The sequence below is a fragment of the Microbulbifer sp. ALW1 genome, from assembly GCF_009903625.1.
In the GTDB taxonomy this organism is placed as follows: domain Bacteria; phylum Pseudomonadota; class Gammaproteobacteria; order Pseudomonadales; family Cellvibrionaceae; genus Microbulbifer.
Genome location: NZ_CP047569.1, coordinates 4,142,916 through 4,165,448, shown reverse-complemented (window position 1 = coordinate 4,165,448; position 22,533 = coordinate 4,142,916). Strand labels below are relative to the sequence as shown.

General features: G+C 59.3%; 15 protein-coding genes. 8 read left to right on the top strand and 7 right to left on the bottom strand.

Annotated elements, in window-relative coordinates:
* Positions 1 to 443: 443 nt before the first annotated feature.
* Both GRX76_RS17195 and GRX76_RS17190 read right to left on the bottom strand, forming a co-directional pair.
* Positions 444 to 1,106, bottom strand: coding sequence for a tetratricopeptide repeat protein (locus tag GRX76_RS17195; protein ID WP_160154423.1), 663 nt, complete (start codon positions 1,104 to 1,106; stop codon positions 444 to 446).
* 99 nt (positions 1,107 to 1,205) lie between these two features.
* Positions 1,206 to 4,283, bottom strand: a complete 3,078-nt coding sequence (locus GRX76_RS17190; RefSeq protein WP_160154422.1) for an FAD-binding and (Fe-S)-binding domain-containing protein — start codon at positions 4,281 to 4,283, stop codon at positions 1,206 to 1,208.
* Positions 4,284 to 4,709: 426 nt separating this feature from the next.
* On the opposite strand from GRX76_RS17190, the gene GRX76_RS17185 reads away from it, so the two are divergent.
* The 6 genes from GRX76_RS17185 (at position 4,710) to GRX76_RS17160 (ending at position 12,386) form a co-directional block, all read left to right on the top strand.
* Complete coding sequence (locus tag GRX76_RS17185; RefSeq protein ID WP_160154421.1) at positions 4,710 to 5,819, top strand: DUF523 and DUF1722 domain-containing protein; 1,110 nt, start codon at positions 4,710 to 4,712, stop codon at positions 5,817 to 5,819.
* An 8-nt stretch (positions 5,820 to 5,827) separates the two neighbouring features.
* A complete protein-coding gene (locus tag GRX76_RS17180; RefSeq protein ID WP_236250447.1) occupies positions 5,828 to 7,330 on the top strand; it encodes a deoxyribodipyrimidine photo-lyase in 1,503 nt (500 codons plus the stop codon).
* Between the two features lie 95 nt (positions 7,331 to 7,425).
* On the top strand, positions 7,426 to 7,941 hold the full coding sequence (locus GRX76_RS17175; RefSeq protein WP_160154420.1) for a DUF2878 domain-containing protein: 516 nt from the start codon (positions 7,426 to 7,428) through the stop codon (positions 7,939 to 7,941).
* A gap of 76 nt (positions 7,942 to 8,017) precedes the next feature.
* Entirely contained in the window at positions 8,018 to 10,207 is a 2,190-nt protein-coding gene (locus tag GRX76_RS17170; protein ID WP_160154419.1) for an autotransporter outer membrane beta-barrel domain-containing protein, read from the top strand.
* Between the two features lie 352 nt (positions 10,208 to 10,559).
* Positions 10,560 to 11,753: a pyridoxal phosphate-dependent aminotransferase gene (locus GRX76_RS17165; protein ID WP_160154418.1), complete on the top strand. Its 1,194-nt coding sequence runs from the start codon at positions 10,560 to 10,562 to the stop codon at positions 11,751 to 11,753.
* A 156-nt stretch (positions 11,754 to 11,909) separates the two neighbouring features.
* A complete protein-coding gene (locus tag GRX76_RS17160; RefSeq protein WP_160154417.1) occupies positions 11,910 to 12,386 on the top strand; it encodes an Lrp/AsnC family transcriptional regulator in 477 nt (158 codons plus the stop codon).
* A 3-nt stretch (positions 12,387 to 12,389) separates the two neighbouring features.
* On the opposite strand, the gene GRX76_RS17155 is transcribed toward GRX76_RS17160, so the two are convergent.
* Positions 12,390 to 13,406 carry a HupE/UreJ family protein gene (locus GRX76_RS17155; RefSeq protein WP_160154416.1) on the bottom strand — a complete coding sequence of 339 codons (1,017 nt, stop codon included), beginning with the start codon at positions 13,404 to 13,406 and terminating at the stop codon, positions 12,390 to 12,392.
* Positions 13,406 to 14,263 carry a peptidyl-prolyl cis-trans isomerase gene (locus tag GRX76_RS17150; RefSeq protein ID WP_160154415.1) on the bottom strand — a complete coding sequence of 286 codons (858 nt, stop codon included), beginning with the start codon at positions 14,261 to 14,263 and terminating at the stop codon, positions 13,406 to 13,408. Before GRX76_RS17150 ends, GRX76_RS17155 begins: the two co-directional genes overlap by 1 nt.
* A 225-nt stretch (positions 14,264 to 14,488) precedes the next feature.
* Here GRX76_RS17150 and GRX76_RS17145 point away from each other — a divergent pair, with 225 nt between their 5' ends.
* A complete protein-coding gene (locus GRX76_RS17145) occupies positions 14,489 to 14,803 on the top strand; it encodes a cytochrome c5 family protein (protein ID WP_370463932.1) in 315 nt (104 codons plus the stop codon).
* 180 nt (positions 14,804 to 14,983) lie between these two features.
* On the opposite strand, the gene GRX76_RS17140 is transcribed toward GRX76_RS17145, so the two are convergent.
* The 3 genes from GRX76_RS17140 to GRX76_RS17130 form a co-directional block, all read right to left on the bottom strand.
* Positions 14,984 to 16,024, bottom strand: a complete 1,041-nt coding sequence (locus GRX76_RS17140; RefSeq protein ID WP_160154413.1) for a helix-turn-helix transcriptional regulator — start codon at positions 16,022 to 16,024, stop codon at positions 14,984 to 14,986.
* A 38-nt stretch (positions 16,025 to 16,062) separates the two neighbouring features.
* Positions 16,063 to 16,653 (bottom strand): lytic transglycosylase domain-containing protein, encoded by a 591-nt coding sequence (locus tag GRX76_RS17135; protein ID WP_160154412.1) that lies wholly within the window; start codon positions 16,651 to 16,653, stop codon positions 16,063 to 16,065.
* A gap of 155 nt (positions 16,654 to 16,808) precedes the next feature.
* Positions 16,809 to 18,287, bottom strand: a complete 1,479-nt coding sequence (locus tag GRX76_RS17130) for a peptide MFS transporter (protein WP_236250446.1) — start codon at positions 18,285 to 18,287, stop codon at positions 16,809 to 16,811.
* A gap of 221 nt (positions 18,288 to 18,508) precedes the next feature.
* Between GRX76_RS17130 and hrpA the strand changes: the two genes are divergently transcribed.
* The gene (gene hrpA, locus GRX76_RS17125) at positions 18,509 to 22,447 is read left to right on the top strand and encodes an ATP-dependent RNA helicase HrpA (RefSeq protein WP_160154411.1); all 3,939 of its coding nucleotides are present in this window, start codon (positions 18,509 to 18,511) and stop codon (positions 22,445 to 22,447) included.
* The last annotated feature ends 86 nt before the right edge of the window (positions 22,448 to 22,533 follow it).

Below are 22,533 nucleotides of genomic sequence, written 5' to 3'. Positions count from 1 at the left end.
CTGTGAGTCGGATTGTTTAATTTTTTCCTCGTATTTAGAAAAAATAACCTGAGTGTGACCGTTTTATGACGGTGGTGACTGCTCTTGAGTATTTTCAATGGATCTCTGTTTCCTGATCACAATTCACTCATGACAGCGATGTCATCTTTTTTGGGTGGAATTTTGGGCGATCAGGGCGCTGTGACCGCCGCTTTTGTGGAACATAATTTTTTTCGAAAAATCTGCGACCGCCGGTTCAATACTACTTGTGCGTATCGATGACAGCGTTGTAACGGGAGCTGGGGAGGGAATTTTGGCTGAATATCGAAAGGCTCAGACTATTAGCCTGATAGAAAAAGGGCTGGCCATCCCTGTTTCTCTGGTCAGGTAGGAAGGAAAGGCCGGGGAAATCCATTCTCTGCTGTTGCACGGGCAGGGAAAGGCAGCCCCGGGGGAAGGGGGAGTCAGATGGCGGTATTGCCGACCGGGCGCTGGGGATTGACCTGTTCCCGCAGGGCAGTCAGGTAGGCCTGGTCTTCCTCCAGGTCCGCAAAGCCGTGCCGGCGATCCAGCGATACCGCCTGCTCCAGCCACTGGATAGCCTCTTCCAGATTGCCCTGCCACTCGCACACCTGTCCGATGTTGAAGGCGGTGATCGCCAGGTTCTGCCAGTCCTGCTCTTCCCGCAGTTGCTCTATGGCACCGGCGTAGAGCTGGTAAGCGTTGCGCAGCATGGCCAGGCGCTTGTTGGGGTTTTCCTGCAGGGCTGACTGCTGGTGGTAGGTATGGGCGATGGCGGAGCGCACACGGGCGGCGGAATGCTCAAACGGCAGGCCCGGTGCGGACTCTACATACTCCAGCACCCCCTGAAACTGGGTGCGGGCGAGGGGATAGAGGTCCGGGCGCTGGGCGCCCAGGGCATTGAGGATGATCCCGTAGCGGTAGCGCAGCTGGTTTTGCCGGTGAGGCTCACTTTCCAATTGCGCGATGGCGCGCTCGTATAAAGGAAGGGCGTCGTCGTAGTTGCCCGCCAGCGCGAACTCTTCCGCCTCGGCCACCAACGCTGTCGAAGATGTCGCAGGTTCCTGAGTGCTGGCGGCGGGCGCTGCAGCCAGTTGCGTGGCCATAACAATAGCAGCGAAGGCGGTCAGGAGTCGGGGGCTACAGCGGTTGGCATGGCCAGCAATCTCCAAAGCCCGCCGAAAGCACTTCGGCGGGACGGGAAGTTAGTGATTACTGACAGTAAACCCCGAATCTTCGATCTGCGCCAGTAGTGCTTGCAACGGATGGCGCAAATTTGTGTCGGCAAAGCGTCTGCTCTGGCAGCGGCAGGAGTAGCCGGTGGCAACAATGGCGCTGGTGTCGCCATTCAGCTTGGGTGCCCAGGACTGCTGGAAGATGGTACGCGAGGTTTCCCGGTTGGCCACTTCGTGGCCATAGGTACCCGCCATACCGCAACAACCGGCCGACTGGGTTTTCAGTTCCATACCCAGGGCGGCAAATACCTGCTGCCACTGGCGCGAGGAGCCGGCCGCATTGGATTGCTCAGTGCAGTGGGGCAGCAGTGTGAAACTGCCCGACTGCAGGCGGTTCTTGTTGGTCGCCAGGTGCTCGGTGTGTTCCGCCAGCCATTCCTGCAGCAGCTGAACCTTCGGTGCCTTGTCGCCCAGCAGCTTCTGGTACTCGGCGCGGTAGGTCATGGTCATGGAGGGGTCTATGCCCACCAGCGGCACGCCGCTGTCGGCGAGGCTGTTGAGCATGGCGCTGTTGCTGGCTGCGGTCTGGGCAAACTGGCGCAGGAAACCGTGCACGTGCAGCGGTTTGCCGTTGGCCCGGAAGGGCGCCACCAGGGGATTGAAGTCCAGCAGCTTGAGCAGGCGCAGGGTATCCGCCACTACCTCGGCATCGAAATAACTGGTGAAGGCATCTTGGACAATCACCACGGATTTGGCCCGCTGTGCCGGTCCCATGGCGCGCAGGCTTTCACGGCTGGCGTAGGCTACTCCCAACTCGCGCATCACCTTGTCCAGCCGGGTGGCCGACAGAGCCGGGGAGTCGGTGAGACCCAGGCCGCGCTCCATCAACCAGCGCACCGGCTTCAGGCGCAGGGGGACGTTGTACAGCTGTGGCACCCGCGCCAGGTGCGGCATCATGAACTCGAGTCCGCCGACAAAGTAGTCCTTCAGCGGGCGCAGGTAGCGGCCGTAGTAAAGCTCGAGGAATTTGGCGCGGAAGGTGGGCACGTCCACCTTGATCGGGCACTGGCCGGCGCAGGACTTACACGCCAGGCACGCCTGCATCGATTCGTTCACCTCATGGCTGAAATCGTATTCGCCGCGGGCCTTGGCCAGGGAGTTTTTGAAGCGCCCCGGCAGGCTCATGATAAAGGACTGCTCGCGGCTCTTGCGGGCTACGGCTTCCGGGTCGACGGACCTGTCTGCCAGCAGGCGCAGCCATTCGCGGATCAGTGAGGCGCGGCCTTTGGGGGAATGGATGCGGTTGCGGGTGCCCTTGTAGGAGGGGCACATGGCGTCGTCCGGATTCCAGTTGAAGCAGGCGCCGTTACCGTTGCAGTAGACCCCTTCTGAATAGCCTTCCCACACCTGCACCGGGATCTGCCGGTCGTGTTCGCCGCGCGTTGGCACCTGGTCGATCTTGAGCAGGCTGGAGGCGACACTGGGGGTGGCAATCTTGCCCGGGTTTAACTGGTTGCGGGGATCGAAGGCGGCCTTGATCTTCTGCAGCTCCGGGTAGAGTTCGCCGAAGAATGCGGGCGCAAACTCCGAACGCACGCCCTTGCCGTGCTCGCCCCACAACAGGCCGTTGTACTTCTGCGCCAGATCCACCACTTTTTCCGTGATGATCCGGACCTGCTTGGCCTGCTCCGGGTCCTTCATATCGATGGCCGGGCGCACGTGCAGCACGCCCGCGTCTACATGGCCGAACATCCCGTAGGCAAAGCCCGCTTCATCCAGTGCTGCACGGAACTCGGCGATAAAGTCGGCGAGGTTTTCCGGCGGCACCGCGCAGTCTTCTACAAACGGGATAGGGCGCTCTTCGCCCTTGGCGTTGCCCAGCAGGCCCACCGCGCGTTTGCGCATGCCCCAGATCTTGTTTACCTCGGCGTGGCCGCGGGCGATGGTATAGCCGAAACTCTTGCCCGGCTGGCCGATCAGGCTGTCCACGTGGGCGGTGAACTTGCCGAGCGCCGCGTCCAGTTCTTCTTCCGAATCCGCGGTGTATTCCACCAGGTTGATGCCGTTTACGGCCCGATCGTCCTGGGGGAAAAACTCGCTCACGCTCTCCCATACGATATCGCCCATGGCCAGCTGCAGCACCTTGCTGTCCACGGTTTCGATGGAGGTAGGGCCGGCTTTCATAAGGTCACTGGCGTCTTTGAGCGCGTCCTGGAAATGATCGTAATTCAGGTTCACCAGTGCTGCGCACTTGGGAATTTTCAGCAGGTTGAGCTTGGCCTCGGCAATAAAGCCCAGGGTGCCCTCGGAGCCGCACAGGATATTGTTGAGGTTGAAGCGGCCGTCTTTGCCTTTCTCGCGATCGCGAATATGCGCCAGGTCGTAGCCGGTGAGGCAGCGGTTCAGTTTGGGAAACTTGGTCTCGATCAGGGCCTGCTTGTCCCGCGCGATACCGTCTACCAGGCCGTGCACCTTGCCGGCGCGGTTTTCCTGGGCGGAGACCGTTGCCAGTTCGGCGTCCTCAATGGCCTGGGAGTGCCACAGTTCGCCGCCCATCAGCACCGTCTTCAGCTCCAGAACGTGGTCGCGGGTCTTGCCGTAGAGGCAGGAGCCCTGTCCGGATGCGTCGGTATTGATCATGCCGCCGATGGTGGCGCGGTTACTGGTGGACAGTTCCGGGGCAAAAAACAGCCCGTGTGGCTTGAGGGCCGCATTCAATTGATCCTTCACCACCCCGGTCTGTGCCCGCACCCAGCCTTCCTCAACATTGATCTCGAGGATGCGGTTCATATGCCGGGAGATATCCACCACGATGCCATCCGTGAGCGACTGGCCGTTGGTGCCGGTGCCGCCGCCGCGGGGGGAAAGCACCACCGTGTGGAACTCCTCGCGGTCGGCAAGGCGCATCAGCAACTGCAGATCGTGCAGATCCCGCGGATAGACCACCGCCTGGGGCAGCACCTGGTAGATGGAATTATCGGTCGAGAGCACCGTGCGGCTGGCATAGCTGGGGCTGGCATCGCCGTGAAAGCCCTCCTGCTTGAGTGCCTTGAGGAACTGCAGGTAGAGCGCCTGTACATCGTTGATTTCGCGCAGTGCTGGAATCATTCCGGGCCCCGGGGTCTGGTAAGACGGATGTCTTGCAAATTGGTACATATATAAAGAAGGACTGGCATTTTAGCGGCGGTGGCGGGCTGCGCAACAATTACCGGGAAATCAGCAGGAGGCTGAGAGCCACTATCGGCAAATGGGGAGGCACTAGGTGGAAATTGCGCAGCACGCCATATCGCTCACATGTCATCATCCACAAGGTGTTTTTCATCGTACTTACTAAGCTGATGTGAAAACTTGCCCCCGGGATAACTCGAATGCCCAGGCACGCGCGGATGGCAGTGGAATGAATCAAGGTAGCCTGCGACGCTACTTTTTAAGGAATTGGAGGATGTTCGTGCAATTTCTGCAGGATTTCTCTACTGGATCTCGCTGCGGGTCGGCAGCACTTTGCTTGGCCTCCCGGAGGCTGGAGATAACCATATGAACTTTTCCCGGAAAATCCCCGTCGGCATCAGCCAGTGCGCCATGGGTGATGCCGTGCGCTTTAACGGTGGGCACAAGCACAGCAAGGTGTGTACCGAGTTGCTGGGGCAGTGCTTTGAGTATGTGCCACTGTGCCCGGAAGTGGCAATTGGCATGGGGGTGCCGCGCAAGCCGATTCACCTGTTGGTAGAGAAGGCCAGTGCGCCGGTGGATGCGGTGCGTGTGATCGGGGTGGAGAACCCCGAGGTCGATGTAACCGAGCCGCTCAGGGCGTATGCGGATTCGGTGGTACCCGAATTGGAAAGGGTACGCGGCTATATCTTTATGCAGAACTCTCCCAGTTGCGGACTCCATGGCGTGCGTCGCTACCTGGACAATGGTCACGGTATCGACAGTGAAGGGGTTGGCGTTTTTGCCCGGCGTTTGCAGCAGCAGTTTCCCCATTTGCCGATGGAAGAAGTGGGGCGCCTGAACAACAGTGAGCTGCGAGAAAATTTTCTTACCCGAGTGTTCGCCTACGATGCGTGGTTTCGCTATGTGGAAAACATGACAGAAGTCGACGCGGAAGAAAAAGCAGGTGTAAAAGAAGACGTAAAACAAGCGGAGCAAGCAGCGGCAAAGACCTGGGATCAGCAATGGGATAAGCAGTGGCACGACAAGCTCCGGGGCAAAACCGGTAAGCCGCTTTCCCGTATCGCACGTATCATCGAGTTTTACACGGCTTACAAATATCTGTTGCTGGCGCACCATCAAGAGCAGACGCGCGAACTGGGTCGTTTGCTGGCAGACTCCAAGGCGATGTCTGAAGACGCGCTGGCATTTGAGGTGCGCGGGCGGATTATGCAGATCTTGTCGCGCCCGGCCTCGCGCAAAGACAGAACCAATGCACTGATGCACAGTGCGGGTCACTTGCGGGAATTTCTCGACAAGCAGGAAAAGGCGGAACTCAAGGCATTGATCGACGAATATCGCCTGGGGCACAAGCCCTTGTCTGCGGTACTGACGTTGCTCCGTCACTATATTCCGCGCAGTCCCCACAGTTTTATCCACAGCCAGGTACTGCTGGCGGCAGAGCCCGCAGAGCTGGGGTTGTGCGACTTTCATTGAATTGAGTTATGCCTGAAAAAGCCTATCAACGGGGGCTGGTGTGGTTGCGCAACGATTTGCGCCTCGCCGACAACACTGCCCTGTATCGTGCCGCCAAAGGGTGTAAAGCCGTGGCGGCGATTTTTATTGCCTGCCCGCAAACCTGGCGCAGCCACGGCGATGGCGACAATGTGGTGGCCATGCGTTTGCGCAGTCTTCGCCAGCTGCAGCTGGCGCTGGAAAAAAAAGGTGTCCCGCTGTACTTCCTTGAGTTACCGGCGTTCTCCGATGTGTCCGGTGCACTGGCGCAGATTGTGGACAAACTCCAGGTCGACGCGGTTTTCGCCAATGCGGAGTACCCGGTCAATGAGCTGCAGCGGGATCAGTCGGTAAGGCAGAGCCTGAAAACCCAGGGGGTCCCGGTGGAATTCTCTACCGATCGCACCCTGATTCCTCCCGGTAGCCTCACCACCGGCAGTGGGGATGGCTTCAAGGTGTTTACCCCTTTCAAGCGCGCCTTTATTGCCCGCCACGACAATCGCGGCGATGGCTTTGCGCCACTGCCGGCTCCCAGGGCACTGGGGCCGGATCATATGGCCCTGTGGCCGGATTGGATCGCCGTAGACGGCGACCACAATCTGGTGCGGCGGATACCCGATACCGTGGGTGATTACGGTGTCGCGCCCGGTGGCGACGCGCGGGTACTGGACTGGACGGCAGGGGAGGCGGCAGGTTTGCGGCTGCTGAAGGGATTTGCCGACAAAGTTGACGACTATGCGCAGTGGCGGGATTTCCCCGCGCGAGACAATACCTCGCAATTGTCTCCCTACCTGAACTGTGGCGCCGTGTCTGTCCGCCAGTGCGTGCAGATGGCGCTGGGGCAAAATGACGGTCGCTGGCAGGGCGCGAGTGAGGGCGCCACTACCTGGCTAAACGAACTGTTGTGGCGCGAATTTTACCAGCACCTGGTGGTGAACTTCCCCCGGGTTTGCCGCAACAAGCCGTTCAAGCCGGAGACGGAACAGGTCCCCTGGTCTGACCGTACCCAGGACTTTGCCCGCTGGTGTAAAGGCAATACCGGTGTCCCCATTGTGGATGCCGCCATGCGCCAGCTGAACCAGACCGGCTGGATGCACAACCGGCTACGCATGGTGGTGGCGTCTTTCCTGACAAAAAACCTGCTGACGGACTGGCGCCGGGGTGAGCACTATTTTATGCAGCAACTGGTGGATGCAGACTTTGCCGCAAACAATGGCGGTTGGCAGTGGGCGGCTTCCACCGGTACCGATGCCGCGCCATATTTCCGGGTGTTCAATCCCTACAGCCAGTCGCAGAGGTTTGACCCGGACGGGGCGTTTGTTCGCCGCTATGTTCCGGAGTTGGCGCATCTCTCGAATAAGGAGATTCACTGCCCGCCGGAAACCGCCATCACGCAAGACCTGTTTTCCGGGGAGGGTTACCCGCGGCCCATCTGTAATGTGACTGAATCCCGCAAACACGCAATTGAAGTATTTGCTAACTTGAAGTCTTAAGGATCCTCTGATTTATTCTTGATACCCCCGTTTCTGGCTTTCGGGGGTTGGCTACGCGCTCGCGGTACAGAATGCTTCTGATAAATGAGTGGCTGATGAATTATAAAAAACTCGCAAATTTCGCCCTGTTCGTCGCCGGATGGTGGACGGCCCTGTTGTATGGCAATGCCATGGCGTTGATTGCGCTGTTTCTGGTGCTGGCACTGCATTTCGTTATGTGGCGGGACGTGCGGGATATTTTCATTATTCTGGGCTTTATTTTTTGTGGCTTTGCCATCGAGTGGGGCTTTATGGCCAGCGGTGTGCAGGATTACCACTCCAACCTTCCCCCGGCCTGGGCTATCTGCATCTGGGCCATGCTTGCCACCACCATGCGCTACTCCCTGTCCTGGCTGATCAGCAAACCGGGGTACGCGGCGCTGACGGGGTTGCTGGTGGCGCCGGTGTTCTACTTCAATTCGGTACACTTCGGCCCTGCCGGTTGGGGGCGCCCAGTGTGGCAATGCCTGCTGAGTATCGCATTGGTGTGGAGCCTGCTGGCGGCATTTCTCAGTAGTGTCCTGGTGCCTTTGGTGGAACAGATGGAATCCGCAGAAAGCAGTGCCACCTGAACCCTTACCGGTAAAATTCGATCCTCACAGCTGACCTATACTTGCCACGAATTTTCGCGTAGGCAAGGAGAGCCCAGTGCTGCGAGATAGACATGACGTTAACCGCGCGGCCCGGCTGTCGGCGGCGATAGCCCTGGTCATTGCTGCAGGGCTGCACGCGCCCGAGAGCCGGGCAGAAGAAGCATTGTTCGGGTCCCTGGTCGTATTTGGCGATAGCCTGTCCGACAACGGCAATGCCGGTGTGTTCACCTCAGAGGACCCGCAAGGACGTTACCCACAGCAGCCGGCGGCGTCTTTTCTCGCAGACATGTTGGGTGTTCCCAAACAAAACTCCTGCTACGGGCTTGGGCCCGAATTTGGCGGCGCCATTCCGTGTGCGCCGGCCGCGGGTACGCCGGAGCAGCAGTTGCAGCAGATCACCAATTCGGTACTGACCAACGGCCCCAACTGGGCCGTTGGCGGCAACCGCACCGCCGATGTATTGCTGGACCTGGTGGGACCACAGCGCTTCCGCCAGTTGTTTCCCGATACCACCGTGGCCGATCACAACAGCCTCACCACCATACTGCCGGATTCCAGCCGCTGTGGCAGCGACGGCATCTGTGATCCGGCGGCGGGGGAGAGCCCCTACCTGAGTCCGGCAGAAACCCAGGCCGCAGTTGCCGCATTTGGCGACCCGGTGGCCCTGCAAGCACTGGTGGACGACCCGAATAACAATATCACCCTGACCGGGGTGCCATTTGCCACCGGCCAGGGATACCTGCCGCAAAATGTACCGAATTCCAACAGCCTCTATTTCCTCAATGGTGGTGGCAACAATATTCTCGATGGTGTGCGTGCCGGTAACCTCTCGCTGAGGTCCATGGAGCGGGCAGCGACTTTCCTGTCCACGGCGGGCAGCGAATTGAAAGCCGCTGGCGCCAAGTACATTGTCATGACGAATGCCCCGCGCATCGGAAATACCCCGGCGGTCTACGCTCAGGGACGCGCCCTTATCGACTACGCCAACCAGGGAACCGAGTGGTTTAACGACAGGCTGCGACGGCAGGTAAATGAAATAGGCGATATTCTGCTGCTGGATATGGAGGGAGTACTGGAGCTTGCGGTGCAAATGCCATCGGCATTTGGCTTCGCCAATATCAATCAGAGTGCGACCTGCTATATCAATTGCGCAAATCCCCATCCGGTATACGGCGCCAATGGCACCAACCCCAACGCGAATATGCTGATTTTTTACGACAGCATTCACCCGACCCTGGCCGGCCAGCGGCTACTTGCAGACTATTACTTCGAAACCCTCACCGCGGCCGTCGACTTCGGCGTACTCCCGGACCTCGCCTATCAGAACTCACGCCAGCACCGAATCAACATCGACAACCACCTGATTGCACAGCGCTACCGGGACCCTTACACCACCGTTTTCTTCGGCGCCAGCGTCGGCCATGCCGAGCTGGGCACCGATCCCGCGATCAATGATGAATTTGCGGCCTGGGACGGCTTTTTTGGCATGAGCTTCGCGGGCTTTGAGCAGCTGGAGTGGGGCCTGGGAATGTCCTACGGCGGCAGCGAATACGAACCGCCGGGATTCTTCGCCAAATCCCGCAACTTTAACCTCAGCGCCTTTGCCCGCTGGGACAACGACTTCTGGTTCGTCGATGGTGGCATTAGCTACGCCGACATCGATTACGATGACATCCACCGCGACATCACACTGGGCAACCGCTTCCGCCACCGCCTCAACGCCAACACCGATGGCGACGGTTTCAGTGCCTTCGTACGTGGCGGCTACGACGCCACCCCGAATCTCGACAGCCACATGGGCCCCTTTGTCTCCGCCGAGTGGTTGCAGATCGACGTCAATGGATTCCATGAAAAAACCATCGATGACTACACCTACACCGGCGACTGGGGCCAGCGCCTGGACCCTCTCGGCCTCTGGGTTCGCGGCCAGGAGCGCGACTACCGCCGCTGCAAAGCCGGCTTCTTCTACAACAGCCCCGAATCTGCCGAGCACCAGTGGTACGGCGAATTCTGGCTAGAGCACACCGCGGGCGACAATGAGTCCGATCTGCGAATCGGGGTCAACTCCATTGATCGCAACTGGGCCCGTTTGCCTTCTTACCGCAGCAAAAATGCGGGGAACTTCCAGAACGGCGTGGGTGCCATGGTGGGAGTGAGCATCACCGAAAAACTGCGGGTGGCTGCCGATGTACTGGTACGACCGGAGGATACGGTGGGCGGGTTGAGTCTGAATTACCGGTTTTGACCGGGTACTTAAAAGGACTCAACAGCTTACAAGGTGGAATCTCTGAAGCTAAGGGGAAGTGCTGGGGAACCATTTTCGGAAGCGTCGGCGACAGGGACGTCGCCGACGCAGCGTACATGGATGTATTCACAGCGGTTCCGAAAATGGTTCCCCAGTGCTTGCCCGCCACGATTGGTGGGCAGTGCGCAGAGTCTTGGTCTGATCTGTGCCGCATTTTCTGCGGCAAACACTGCAAAAAAATCGGCCTGCTGCGAAAACACCCGCCCCTAAGCGGCATGAATTACCCCGTCGGTTGCTACCTTAGTTGTTACCTGAGAAGTATTCATAACAACCTCGAAAGATGGACCCGAAGATGTACATCCCGCGATTCAGCAAACAGAGCCAGGCCCTCCACTCCGCAGACGCCGACGTCTGGGCCGTCAGCGACCGCGCCCACGCCCTCGCCAACAAAGGCGAAGATGTCATCTTCCTGTGTGTCGGTGACCCCAACTTCGACACCCCGGAACCCATCCTCGACTTCGCCCGCGCCCGCCTCGGCGTCGGCCGTACCCACTATTCACCGGCCGCCGGCGAACTCATGCTGCGCCGCGCCATCGCCGACATCGAAAGCAAAGTCAGCCCGCACCCCTGTAGCCCGGACGACGTCGTCGTCTTCCCCGGTGGCACCAATGCCATCTACGCCGTGCTCTCCTGCCTGCTCAACCCCGGCGAACAGATCGTCATCCCCGAGCCCATGTACATCGGCTACGTACCCATCACCGACGCCCTGCAGCTTGATGTGAAAAAGGTCGCCTGCCCTGCAGTGCAAGGGTTCGCCTTCGATATCGAATCCATCAAGCAGGCCATCAGTGACGATACCCGTGCGGTCATGATCAACACCCCGGTCAACCCCACCGGCGCCATGGCCACTCCAGAACAGCTGCGTGAACTGGCCGCTTATTGCCGTGCCCGAAACATCTGGCTCATCTCCGACGAGATGTACTCCATGATCACCTTCGCCCGCCGCCACACCTCCCTGCGCACTGCCGCGGAACAGCTGGACAATGTGGTCGTGATTGACGGCCTGTCCAAATCCCACGCCATGAGCGGCTGGCGCCTGGGCTGGGCAGTGGCCCAGGGCGAACTGGTGGAACGCCTGATCGAATACGCCGGCGCCACCATCTTTGGGGTGCCGCAATTTATCCAGGAAGCCGCCGCCTTCGCCCTTGAATTCGATACCTACTTCGTCAAACAGATGCGCGACGCCTACGAAAAACGCCGTGACCTGATTGTCGAGCGTATTGGTAACATTCCCGGGCTTAGCTGCTACTCCCCGGAGGCGGGTATGTTCGTGATGGTGGATGTGTCTGCCGTCGCCGAAAATGGCGATGCCTTTGCCGGCGCGCTGCTGGATCAGGAGCTGGTATCGGTACTGCCGGGCAAGCCATTTGGCCCCAGCGCCGTCAACCATGTGCGCCTGACCCTGGCCGCGGATGACGCTGAACTGATGCGCGCGCTGGACCGTATCGAACGATTTGTTACTGGCGGTTGCCTCAAGGCGGGATGACATTCATAGGTGCGGGAAGCAGGGTGTGTTTGCGCACGCCGGCTTTCCCGCTATGCTGTGAAAAATTTGACCCCGATTACCCGTCTGGTCGTCAGAACCTATTGTCCAGAAGCCGCAACTTACTTGATCGCGGAAAACAAGAAGCGTACTAGAAACGTGAAAATTGATCGTCACAACCTCAAAATTCTCGATGTGTTGCAGACCAACGCCCGCATCAGCAACCTCAACCTGGCGGATCAGATCGGGCTCTCCGAAAGCGCCTGTCTGGCGCGGGTGAAAAAACTCACCAGCGAAAAATTCATCCGTGAGTTTCAGGCAGAGGTAAATCTGGAAAAAGTCCGTCACGCAGAGTTTTACGTCAACGTCGCTCTCAAGCGCCAGGACTCCAAAACCAGCGAAAGCTTTCGCCGCGCCATCAACAAAATCGAGCAGATCGTATCCTGCGTGAAAATGTCCGGCGAATTCGACTATATGCTGCGCTTTGTTTGCCCGGATGCCGCCGACTTCAATCGCGTGTCCGAACAACTACTGGCGGATGAAGATGCCGCCATTACCCGGATGACCTCCCACCTAGTGATCGAAAAAACCAAGCCGTTTACCGGGTATCCGCTGGAGCTTTTATTTCAGGATTGAGTATCAGACAACCAGCGCAATTGTCCGATCAATCAACCACCAGGCGGCCAAACCGCCAACGAGATACGCCACGGGAAGCGCCGACGCTACCGTGGCAGTATGCCCGGTGCGTATTTCCCACTGGTGCACCAGTGGCATCTGCCGCAGCAGCAACATCAGTGCACTGACCGCGAGGATAAACGCCAACTGTCCCGCCTCAACCCCCAGATTGAACACCGCCAGCGACAGCGGAATTGCGTGCTCCGGCACACCGATTTCCGACAGCGCGCCCGCAAACCCCAACCCGTGCAGCAAACCAAACCCGAAAGCTACCAGCCACGGCTTGCGAATCGCCAGGGTCTTGCGTCCCTCCAACTTGTGCAGGATCTCCACCGCCACAAACACAATACTGAGCGCGATCACTGCTTCCACCGGTCCCTGGGGTACTGAGACAACACCCAGCACCGCCAGCGCCAGAGTAATGCTGTGGGCCAGGGTAAACGCCGTAATCGTCGCCACCAGTTGCCGCCAGCCACTGACCAGAACCACTAGTGCCAGTACAAACAGCAGATGATCGATGCCCAGTAAAATGTGCTCCACTCCCAGCCCAAAGTAAGTAGCCGCCACCTCACCGGTCCCAGCGAGCGCCTCAATGGTTAGGCTGGGGTTATCCGGTAATAATCGGCTCATCTGCTCGCGGCCATCGAGCCAGCTGATACGCACCAGGGCATCGGTCATGGTTTTCGCCAGCCCCTCAATTTCGATGCGGCTACCAATCAGCTCAGCGGGGTGGCTGACCTGCCAGCGCTCCACGTAATAGGCACCGACGAATTGCGCCACCGGCAAGCCACTGGTGTGGATGTCATCGGATAGGCCGACATTGAGGGAGAGTCGCAAGTCGCCGCGGGCGGGGACCCGCCAGGTCACATCGAAGGTTTCTGCAGCGGTCTGGATAATACTGAGCGAGGCCGGTCGCAGCTCGTGGGCCTGGGATAGCGCGGGTAGTAGCAGCGCAACAACAAGGATCAGAATTTTCTTCATTACCTGCTGGCCTCACTGGATATTGCCGTGGTGGAAGCTGCGGAAATCTGAATTCGGTAGTTGTCCCTCAGGGTTTCATACTGGGTTTGCAGAATCTTGTTCTGCTCCTGTTGTTGCCAGTCCCGCAGCACTTCTGCGCGCACTTCGCTGAATTCGGTCTCCCGTCTGGGCTGGCGGGCTGAAATTTTTACCAGGTGCTCGCCGTATGCCGAGGTGAGGGGCCCGCTCCATTCGTTGTCTGGCAATTCGAGCAGTTGTTGCGAGAAATCGGCGCCAAACTGACGATCGATGCGCTCGACACTGGCGGATTCCATTTCGAACTGGAGCAGGCTGTTGTCGCCCAGTTTGCGCGGGTTGCCACCGGCGGTGAGCTTGGTCAGCACCATGCGGGCATCTTCGGCAACCTGCGGGCGCTGGTCGCTATTGAGAAAGATTTGTTCGAAGCTGTACTGGGCGGGTTGGGTGTATTTCTGGATATGGCGCTGGTGGTAGTCCCGCAGCACCTGTTCGGCCGGCTCAATGGCGTTGACCAGGTCCCGCGCCAACAGCTCCATCTTCATGCGCAGGCGGCGCCGGATTACCGTATCGTCCCGGTCCAGTCCCATTTTTACCGCCTCGCGGTAGAGGACTTCCTCGCGCACAAAGTCGTCGATCAACCCCTGGAGTTCTGCCGGTTCCGGCGGGCGCTGCCAGCCGCGCTCAAATATGCCGGCCAGGTGCTGGATGCGGGCTTCGCTGACGATGATGTCTTCCGTATCGGCGGCCTGGTCGCCCTGGAAAGCACTGTTGATAGCAAATAGCAGGGCCCCGATCAGGGCAAACTGGGCACTGGGATCCTTGATCCAATGCAGCATCATTGGGTTACTCCGGCTTAGAACTGTTATTGCTGGGGTAATGGGAGAAATTTCTTATTCCATTGAGCATAGTTCATGGAACGCAAATTGGCGGGTCGGTTTCGGGTGGTTATCGGAAGGCAGGAATAAAAGTGTGGTTATTGACGCTAAAAGGAATCTACACTCTGTGCTGGATTTGTACGGCTTACGGGTAATGGCGTTTTCAATACGCGCACCCGAGGGAGAAGAATGATGAAAAAGATGACACTTTCAACGTTGTGTTTTGTTGTTGGCAGCCTGGCGGTAAGCGGCCAGGTCATGGCAGATACCGTGGAAGACAAGTACAAGCAGTCCTGTCATATCTGTCACGACACCGGCGTGGCCAATGCGCCAAAGGTACACGATGTAGAAGCCTGGAAACCGCGGCTGGACAAAGGAATGGATGCCCTGCTGGGCTCTGTTAAAAACGGGTTGAATGCCATGCCGCCCGGTGGCATGTGCAGCGGTTGCAGTGACGACGAATACAAGGCGCTGATCCAATATATGTCATCGCCCAAGCCGTAAAAGGTTTGCAGGAGCCTGTTCTACAGACGAAGTGGTGACTGGGCTAATTGCCTGCAAAGCAGGTCCTGCAAGATTCAGTGTGGCCCAGAGGGCGCGTTTTGGCTTGCGGAAACTGAAAAAAATCTGACGGATTTGTCATCCTAAAATATTGTCGATGGAGTCCTCGCGCTCGTTGAACCATCACGCCGGCAACTGGTCGCGACGGTACTCCGTTGGTGTCTGGTTGTGACGGCGTTTGAAGGCGGCGTTGAACGGGCTGAGTGAGCGGTAGCCGATATCCAGCGCGATGCTGAGTACCGGCAAGTGGGCCTCATCGGGGTCGGCCAGACGGCGGCTGGCCTCGTCGATGCGAAACTGGTTCAGGTATTCGTTGAAATTGCGAAAGCCCAGGTGCTTGTTAATCAGCGCGCGCAGGATATGTTCGCGCACATCCAACTGTTCTCCCAATTCGCGAATCGTCAGCCCGGTGTGGCGGTAGCCACCGCCATCCATGTGCTGTTGCAGCTTGTGCAGAAGTTGCTGACCCTGTGCGTCCAGTGGCGTCGCTTCTTTATTCTGCTTCTCCGGCACAGCCGATTCTGTTTCCTCCGCAATAATTTGCGGCAGGGTTTCCTCCAGTGCCCTGGGTGACAGGGCCAGCAGCCACAGGCACACGGCAAAGGTGAGCAGCCAGGTCATCACCGAGTGGGCGGCGGGAACGCCCGCGGGCACCGGGTAGTAAGAAAACAGGAACTCGGCGCAGACAACAACCGACATGTAACCGCCGACGGCAATCAGCAGCGCAATGCGCAACTGCCGCCGCTCAGCTACCAGGTCGGCCTGCAACTGTTGCCACAACGTCAGGAGCCCGAGCCCGATCAGGGCCAGCTTGAAGGGTTGTTCCATGGGGTAGAGCAGCGGGTGTAATTCAAACTGTGCGGCAAACCCGAGTACCAGATCCACTGCAATCAGCCCCCAGCCCCAGCGGGGAAAGTGCTGGCTCTCGCTGCACAGGTGATGGGCAAACAGCCAGAAAGCGGCCGGGCACAGCATGGTGGGAATATCGATCAGCAGATCGACCGCGGGGTGGGTCACATTCAGCAGCGGGCGCAGCAGATAGAAAAATGCCCCGGCAATCAGCACCTGTATCCAGGGGCTGCCACCGCGACGGGTGAAGCCGATACGCATCGACGCGAGCAACAGCAGGCTGCAGGTGGCGCCGGTAAAGAATGCGTAACTCACGGTGTACCTCTACTGATTTTTTTTGCATTGCGCCAGCGTTAGCGCCAGCGCTCAACCCAGGCGTCCAGCACCTTGCGACTGTAAGTGTGCCGGCCGTAGCTGCCGTTGTAGTAGGCCAGGGCGTTGGGCATATTGCCTTTGGCTTTCTTGATGTAGTGCTTGAGGATGGTACAGCCGTAGCGCAGGTTGGTGTCCATGTTGATCAGGTTGTCTTCCGGGCGCCCCAGTTCCTTCTTCCAGAAGGGCATTACCTGCATCATACCCTGGGCGCCCACCCGGGATACGGCATAGGGATTGAAGGCGCTTTCAATCTGAATCACCGCCAGCACGATTTCCGGCTGCAGTTCCGCGCGGGTGGCTTCTCGGTGGATGGCTTTTAATACGTGCATCCGCTCTTCCGGGTCCTTGATGTAGCGGGCCAGGGGCTGGGATTTGGCCATCAGCCAGACTTCCGCGTCGTAGCGGTCGACAAAGGAGTCCGCATCGGTCACGGCGGTTTTCAGGGCCTGTAACAGCAGCGGGTCCACCTCTTTGGCCTGGGCGGACGCATTGGCGCTGGCCAGAAGCAGCAGACTGGTGAGCCACGGCAGAAGCAGGCGGCTGGCTTTTTTTATCTTGGTGTCGCTCATGCGGCGGATTTTACGGGAAGGGCGCCGCTTGTGGTATCTCTGGCCTGTTACTTAAACAGAGTGACCCCAAATAGAGAGCCCGCAAACAAAAAGCCCCCGTCGGGTGACGGGGGCTCTCTGTTTCGCTTTGCGTTTTCAGGAAGCAGTGAAGCGGGCTATTCCCCAAACTTCCGCTGTGGTGCCACATCGTGGTCGGCAGTGATGCCGATCTCTTCCTTGGTGGTGTCTTTCACCACAGTGTGTTCCTCCTCGGCACCGTGCATCCAGTCCACCAGCTTTTCGCGAATCAGGAACAGGATCACCCCGGCAATAATTGCAGCGGCGGCCACGCCACCGAAGGTGGCCAGGGGGCCGGATTCACCCACCAGCTTGCCGATTTCCGCCGCGCCTTTGTTGGCAATGCCGATAAATGCAAACCAGAGCCCCATCATCAGTGACAGGAAGCGCAGCGGTGCCAGCTTGGTCACCATCGAGAGCCCGATGGGGGAGAGGCACAGCTCGCCCAAGGTGTGGAAGATATAGGCCACCACCAGCCACCAGGGGCTGGCCTTGATGGTCTCGGAGTCGCCAATCTGCAGTGCGGCGCCCACCATGGACACAAAGCCCAGGCCGAGGAAGATGAGACCGAGGCTGAACTTGGCCGGCGAGGTCGGCTCGGAAGAACCCAGGCCAACCCAGATGCTCGCCACTACAGGGGCGAGGATGATGATGAATAGGGGGTTCACCATCTGCAGCCAGCTGGCGGGGATCTCAAACCCGAAGATGTGCAGGTCGGTGTTGTACTTGGCAAACAGGTTCATGGAGCCCGCAGCCTGCTCGAACCCGGCCCAGAAGATCACTGTAAATAGACCGAGGATCAGGATTACCTTGATGCGGTCCCGCTCTTCCGGGGTCAGCGCGCGTTTTTTGTCGGCCCCCAGATTCGCCTTCAGACCGACTTTGGCCGAGGGCTGCTTGCCGATTTGACCGAGGAGTTTGTCCGACTGGGTCATCTGCAGAATCAGGCCCAGCAGCATACCGAGGCCGGCCACCACAAACGCCAGCTGGTAGTCCACCTTCTCGCCGATCCAGCCAATGACCAGATAACCGAGAATCGAGCCGATATTGATCCCCATATAGAAAATGGTGAAGGCGGTATCCCGGCGCCGGTCACCTTCATCGTAGAGGTCGCCCACCATGGTGGAAATGTTCGGCTTGAAGAAACCGTTGCCGATGATCATCAGACCCAGGCCCAGCCACAGCATGGAGAGCTGGGAGCCATCCGGCAGCCACTTGTGGGGGAAGCCGAGGGCGAACTGCCCCAGCATCATCAGCACACCGCCGAACATGATGCAGCGCCGCTGGCCCCACTTGTTGTCCGCCATCCAGCCGCCAATGATCGGCGTCAGGTACACCAGCATGGCGTAGGTGCCGAGATAGCTGAGGGCCTTGGATTGCAGCTCCTTGTCCGACAGCGCCTCCCAGCCGAAGGCCGCCGCCGCTGCCGCGGAGGTGAGGTAGAACACGAAGATGCCGCGCATACCGTAAAAGCTGAGGCGCTCCCACATCTCGGTTCCGAACAGCAGGAACAACCCTTTCGGGTGGCCCATCATCTCCCCGGCGCTGGCCGGGGGTTTTGGCTTCAGGTCTTGCATGAAGGCTCCTCACGCTGACGGTACGAGGCCTGCAGTTACAGACCCGGTCTGAACACGATGGAAATTTGTCGCGCGCAATCCGCCAATTGAAGGTTGTATTGCGCGCCATCTCCCTGAGTATAGGGCAGACGTAACGCACGCAAGTGTAGGAACAGACCCCGGCCGTCCCCAGCGGGTATAATCGCCCGTTTGCAGTATTTTCCTGAATTGCCAGTCAACTTATGCCCCAGAAACCCAGTCGAGACCCGAGCCCAGAAGTCGCCCGTCCCCGCGAGCAATATGACCTGGCGCAATACCAGCAGCTGATCGCCCAGAGCATGGGGGCAGACCGCTTTGGCCTGCGCAAAACCCTGGCCAATGCGCGCCGGCGTCTGCAGGAAGGCAAGCCCGCGGACCGCATGATTGCCCAGCTGGAGAAGCAGCTGGCGGAGTCGGTGGCGCTGGCCGAGGCACGCCGGGCAAAGCTGCCCAAGGTGGAGTGGCCGGAAGGGCTGCCGGTCGTGGCGCGGCGTGAGGAAATTGCCGAGCTGATTGCGGCCAATCAGGTGGTGGTGGTCGCGGGTGAGACCGGCTCCGGTAAAACCACCCAGTTGCCAAAAATCTGCCTGGAACTGGGGCGCGGCATTTTCGGCCAGATAGGCCACACCCAGCCGCGGCGGATTGCCGCGCGCACCGTGGCCAACCGCATTGCCGAGGAGCTGGGGCAGCCACTGGGGAAATCGGTGGGTTATCAGGTGCGCTTTACCGACCAGAGCACCGAGCACACCCATATCAAGCTGATGACCGACGGTATCCTGTTGGCGGAAATCCAGCGGGACCCGCTGCTCACCAAATACGACACATTGATCATCGACGAGGCCCACGAGCGCAGCCTCAATATCGACTTTCTGCTGGGTTACCTGAAAACCATTCTGGCGAAACGCCCGGACCTGAAGCTGATCATTACCTCTGCCACCATCGACCTGGAAAAGTTTTCCCAGCATTTCGACGATGCGCCGATTATTGAAGTCTCCGGGCGCACCTACCCGGTGGACATCCACTACCGTCCGCCCGCGGACAGCGATGCCGATCTGAACGAGCAGGTAATCACTGCCGTTGAGGAATTGCTGCAGGAAGAGAAAGCCTCACCCCGCCGCGGCGGTGACATCCTGATCTTCATGAGCGGTGAGCGGGAAATCCGTGAGTGTGCGAAAGCACTGCGCGACGCACAGTTACCGCATATCGACGTGCTGCCGCTGTACGCGCGCCTGAGCCTGGCGGAGCAGAGCAAGGTGTTCGCGCCCCACAAGGGACGCCGGATAGTGCTGGCCACCAACGTTGCCGAGACCTCTATCACCGTGCCCGGTATACGCTATGTAATCGACCCCGGAACCGCGCGCATCAGCCGCTACAGCTACCGCAGCAAAATCCAGCGGCTGCCGGTGGAAGCCGTTTCCCAGGCCAGCGCCAATCAGCGCGCCGGTCGCTGTGGCCGGGTGAGTGCCGGTGTCTGTATCCGCCTCTATGAAGAAAGTGATTTTCTGCAGCGCCCGGAATTTACCGATGCGGAAATCCTGCGCACGAATCTGGCGGCGGTGATTCTGCAGATGCTGCAGCTGCGTATCGGCGATATCCGCGAATTTCCATTTGTGGATCCGCCGGACCAGCGCCTGATCAATGACGGCTACAACCTGCTACAGGAATTGAAGGCGGTGGACCGCAATGGCGGCGTCACCAAGCTGGGCCGCGCGCTATCGCGCCTGCCGCTGGATCCACGCCTCGGACGTATGCTGATGGAGTCCGGTAACTGCAATAGCCTGCGGGAACTGCTGATCATCGTCAGCGCCCTGGCGGTGCAGGACCCCCGCGAGCGCCCGGCAGAAAAACGCCAGGCCTCCGATGAAAAGCACAAACAGTGGCAGCACGAGCAGTCGGACTTCCTGACCCTGGTCAATCTGTGGGACGGCTATGAAGCCCAGCGCCAGGAACTGAGCCAGAACCAGTTGCGCAAGTGGTGCCAGAAAAACTTCCTGTCCTGGTTGCGCCTGCGGGAGTGGCGGGACATACACCACCAGCTGCGCCTGGCCATCCGCGATCTGGATCTGAAAATGAACCCGGAGCCCGCCGATTACGCCAGCGTGCACAAGGCCATTTTGCCGGGCCTGCTGGACAACATCGGCGTGCGCGACGAAAACAAAGAGTTTCTTGGCTGCCGCAACCGCCGCTTCCATATCTTTCCGGGCTCCGGCCAGTTCAAGAAGCCGCCGCGCTGGCTGGTGGCAGCACAGTTGCTGGAGACCAGCCGCCTGTTTGCCCACACCGTGGGTAAAATCGAGCCCGACTGGGTGCTCGGGTGCGCTGAGCACCTGGTCAAGCGCAATTATTTTGAGCCCCACTACAACCCGCGCTCCGGCGCGGTAATGGCGTTTGAAAAAATTACCCTCTACGGCCTGGTGTTGGTGGACAAACAGCGCATCCATTACGGTAAGCTGGATCCGGAAACCGCGCGGGAAGTGTTTATCCGCGAGGCACTGGTGGAGCGCCGCTACCGCGGCAAGGGGAAGTTCTTCAAACACTACGGCGATTTGCTGGAAGAGCTGGAAGACCTTGAGGCCAAATCCCGTCGCCGGGATATCGTGGTGGACGACGAGGTGGTGTACCGCTTCTTCGATGAGCGTATCCCCGCGGATGTAGTCAATCTGGCCGGGTTTGAAAAGTGGCGCAAACAGGCGGAACAGAAAGATCCGCAGCTGCTATTTCTGCCTCGGGATTTGATGATGCAACAGGATGCGGGCCACGTGGGCGAAGCCCAGTTCCCGGATAGCCTGACCAGTGGCGGTATCGAATTCCCGCTCAGCTATCACTTTGAGCCGGGCAAGCCGGAAGATGGCGTGAGCATTCAGGTGCCTGTGGGCGCCCTGCACCAGGTCCCGGCGGCGCGCTTGCAATGGGTGGTACCCGGCATTTTGCGGGATAAATGTATCGCCTTGGTGAAGAACCTGCCCAAGCAGTACCGCAAACACTTTGTGCCGGTGCCGGCCGCGGTGGACAAGGCATTGCTGCGAATGCAGGCAGACAACACCCCTCTGTGGCAGGCCCTGGCCCACGAGCTCAAGCGCCAGACCGCGCAGGCATTGCCGGATGACGCCTGGATCACTGCCGAACAGGGCGTGGAAGATTTCTACCGTTTCAATATTCAGGTGCTAGACGAGAAAGGCCAGCTGCTGGACCAGGGGCGCGACCTGGAAATCCTGCAGGCCCGTTACCGCGACCGGGTACAGCAGGAGCTGGCCAGCGCCGGCGACGGCTTCGAGCGCGAGGGTATTACCAGCTGGGACTTTGGCGACCTGCCGGAGACCTACCAGCTGGATCAGGGCGGCCTCAAGGTGCGCGCCTATCCGGCATTGGTCGCCAACAAGGACAGCGTTGATCTCAAATTGCTGGACAACCCCAGAGAGGCCCGACTGCTGACCCGCGCGGGTATCTGTCGCCTGGCGATCCTGCATCTGGCGGAGCCGGTCAAGTATCTGCGCAAGGAGCTATTGAAAGGTAAAGAGCTGGGGCTGAGCGCTGCCGATCTCGGCCGCCGCGAAGAGGTGGCCGACGACATACTGATGGCGGCCGTGCGCGAGTGTTTCTGGAGTGACGAAAACTGGCCCCGCAACGAGGCAGATTTCCTCGCTGCACTGGAAGGGCGGGAAAAACTGGTGGCCGTGGCCCAGGAAATGGCCGATGTGCTGGTCAAGGCACTGGCGCAGCTGGTACCGCTGCGTAAACAGATCAAGCAACAGAAAAACCTGGCGGTGGCACTGGCGGTCGCGGATATCAACCGCCAGCTGCAGGGGCTCTTCTATCGCGGCTTCCTGTTCCAGACGCCCCTGGAGTGGCTGCGGCAGTACGGTCGCTACCTCAAGGGGATCGAAGTGCGGCTGGAAAAGGCCGCGCTGGATCCGAATCGGGACCGGCGACTGACCGCGGAGTTTCAGGAGGCGGACGAGCCCTACCAGGCACTGGCCAGTAAAACAGACGCCCTGTTGCTGGCGGGGGATACCGACCTGCTGCAATTCCGCTGGATGCTGGAAGAATTCCGTATCTCGCTGTTCGCCCAGACCCTGAAAACCTTGATGCCGGTCTCCATCAAGCGCCTGCGCAAACTCTGGACGGAGCTGCAGGCAGGTTGATCCATGGCCGCACTGTTCTCGTATGGATGGGTTTGGGTGTAAGAAACGGCTCTCCGGCACGACATAAGAATGTCCGGCTGAGGCTT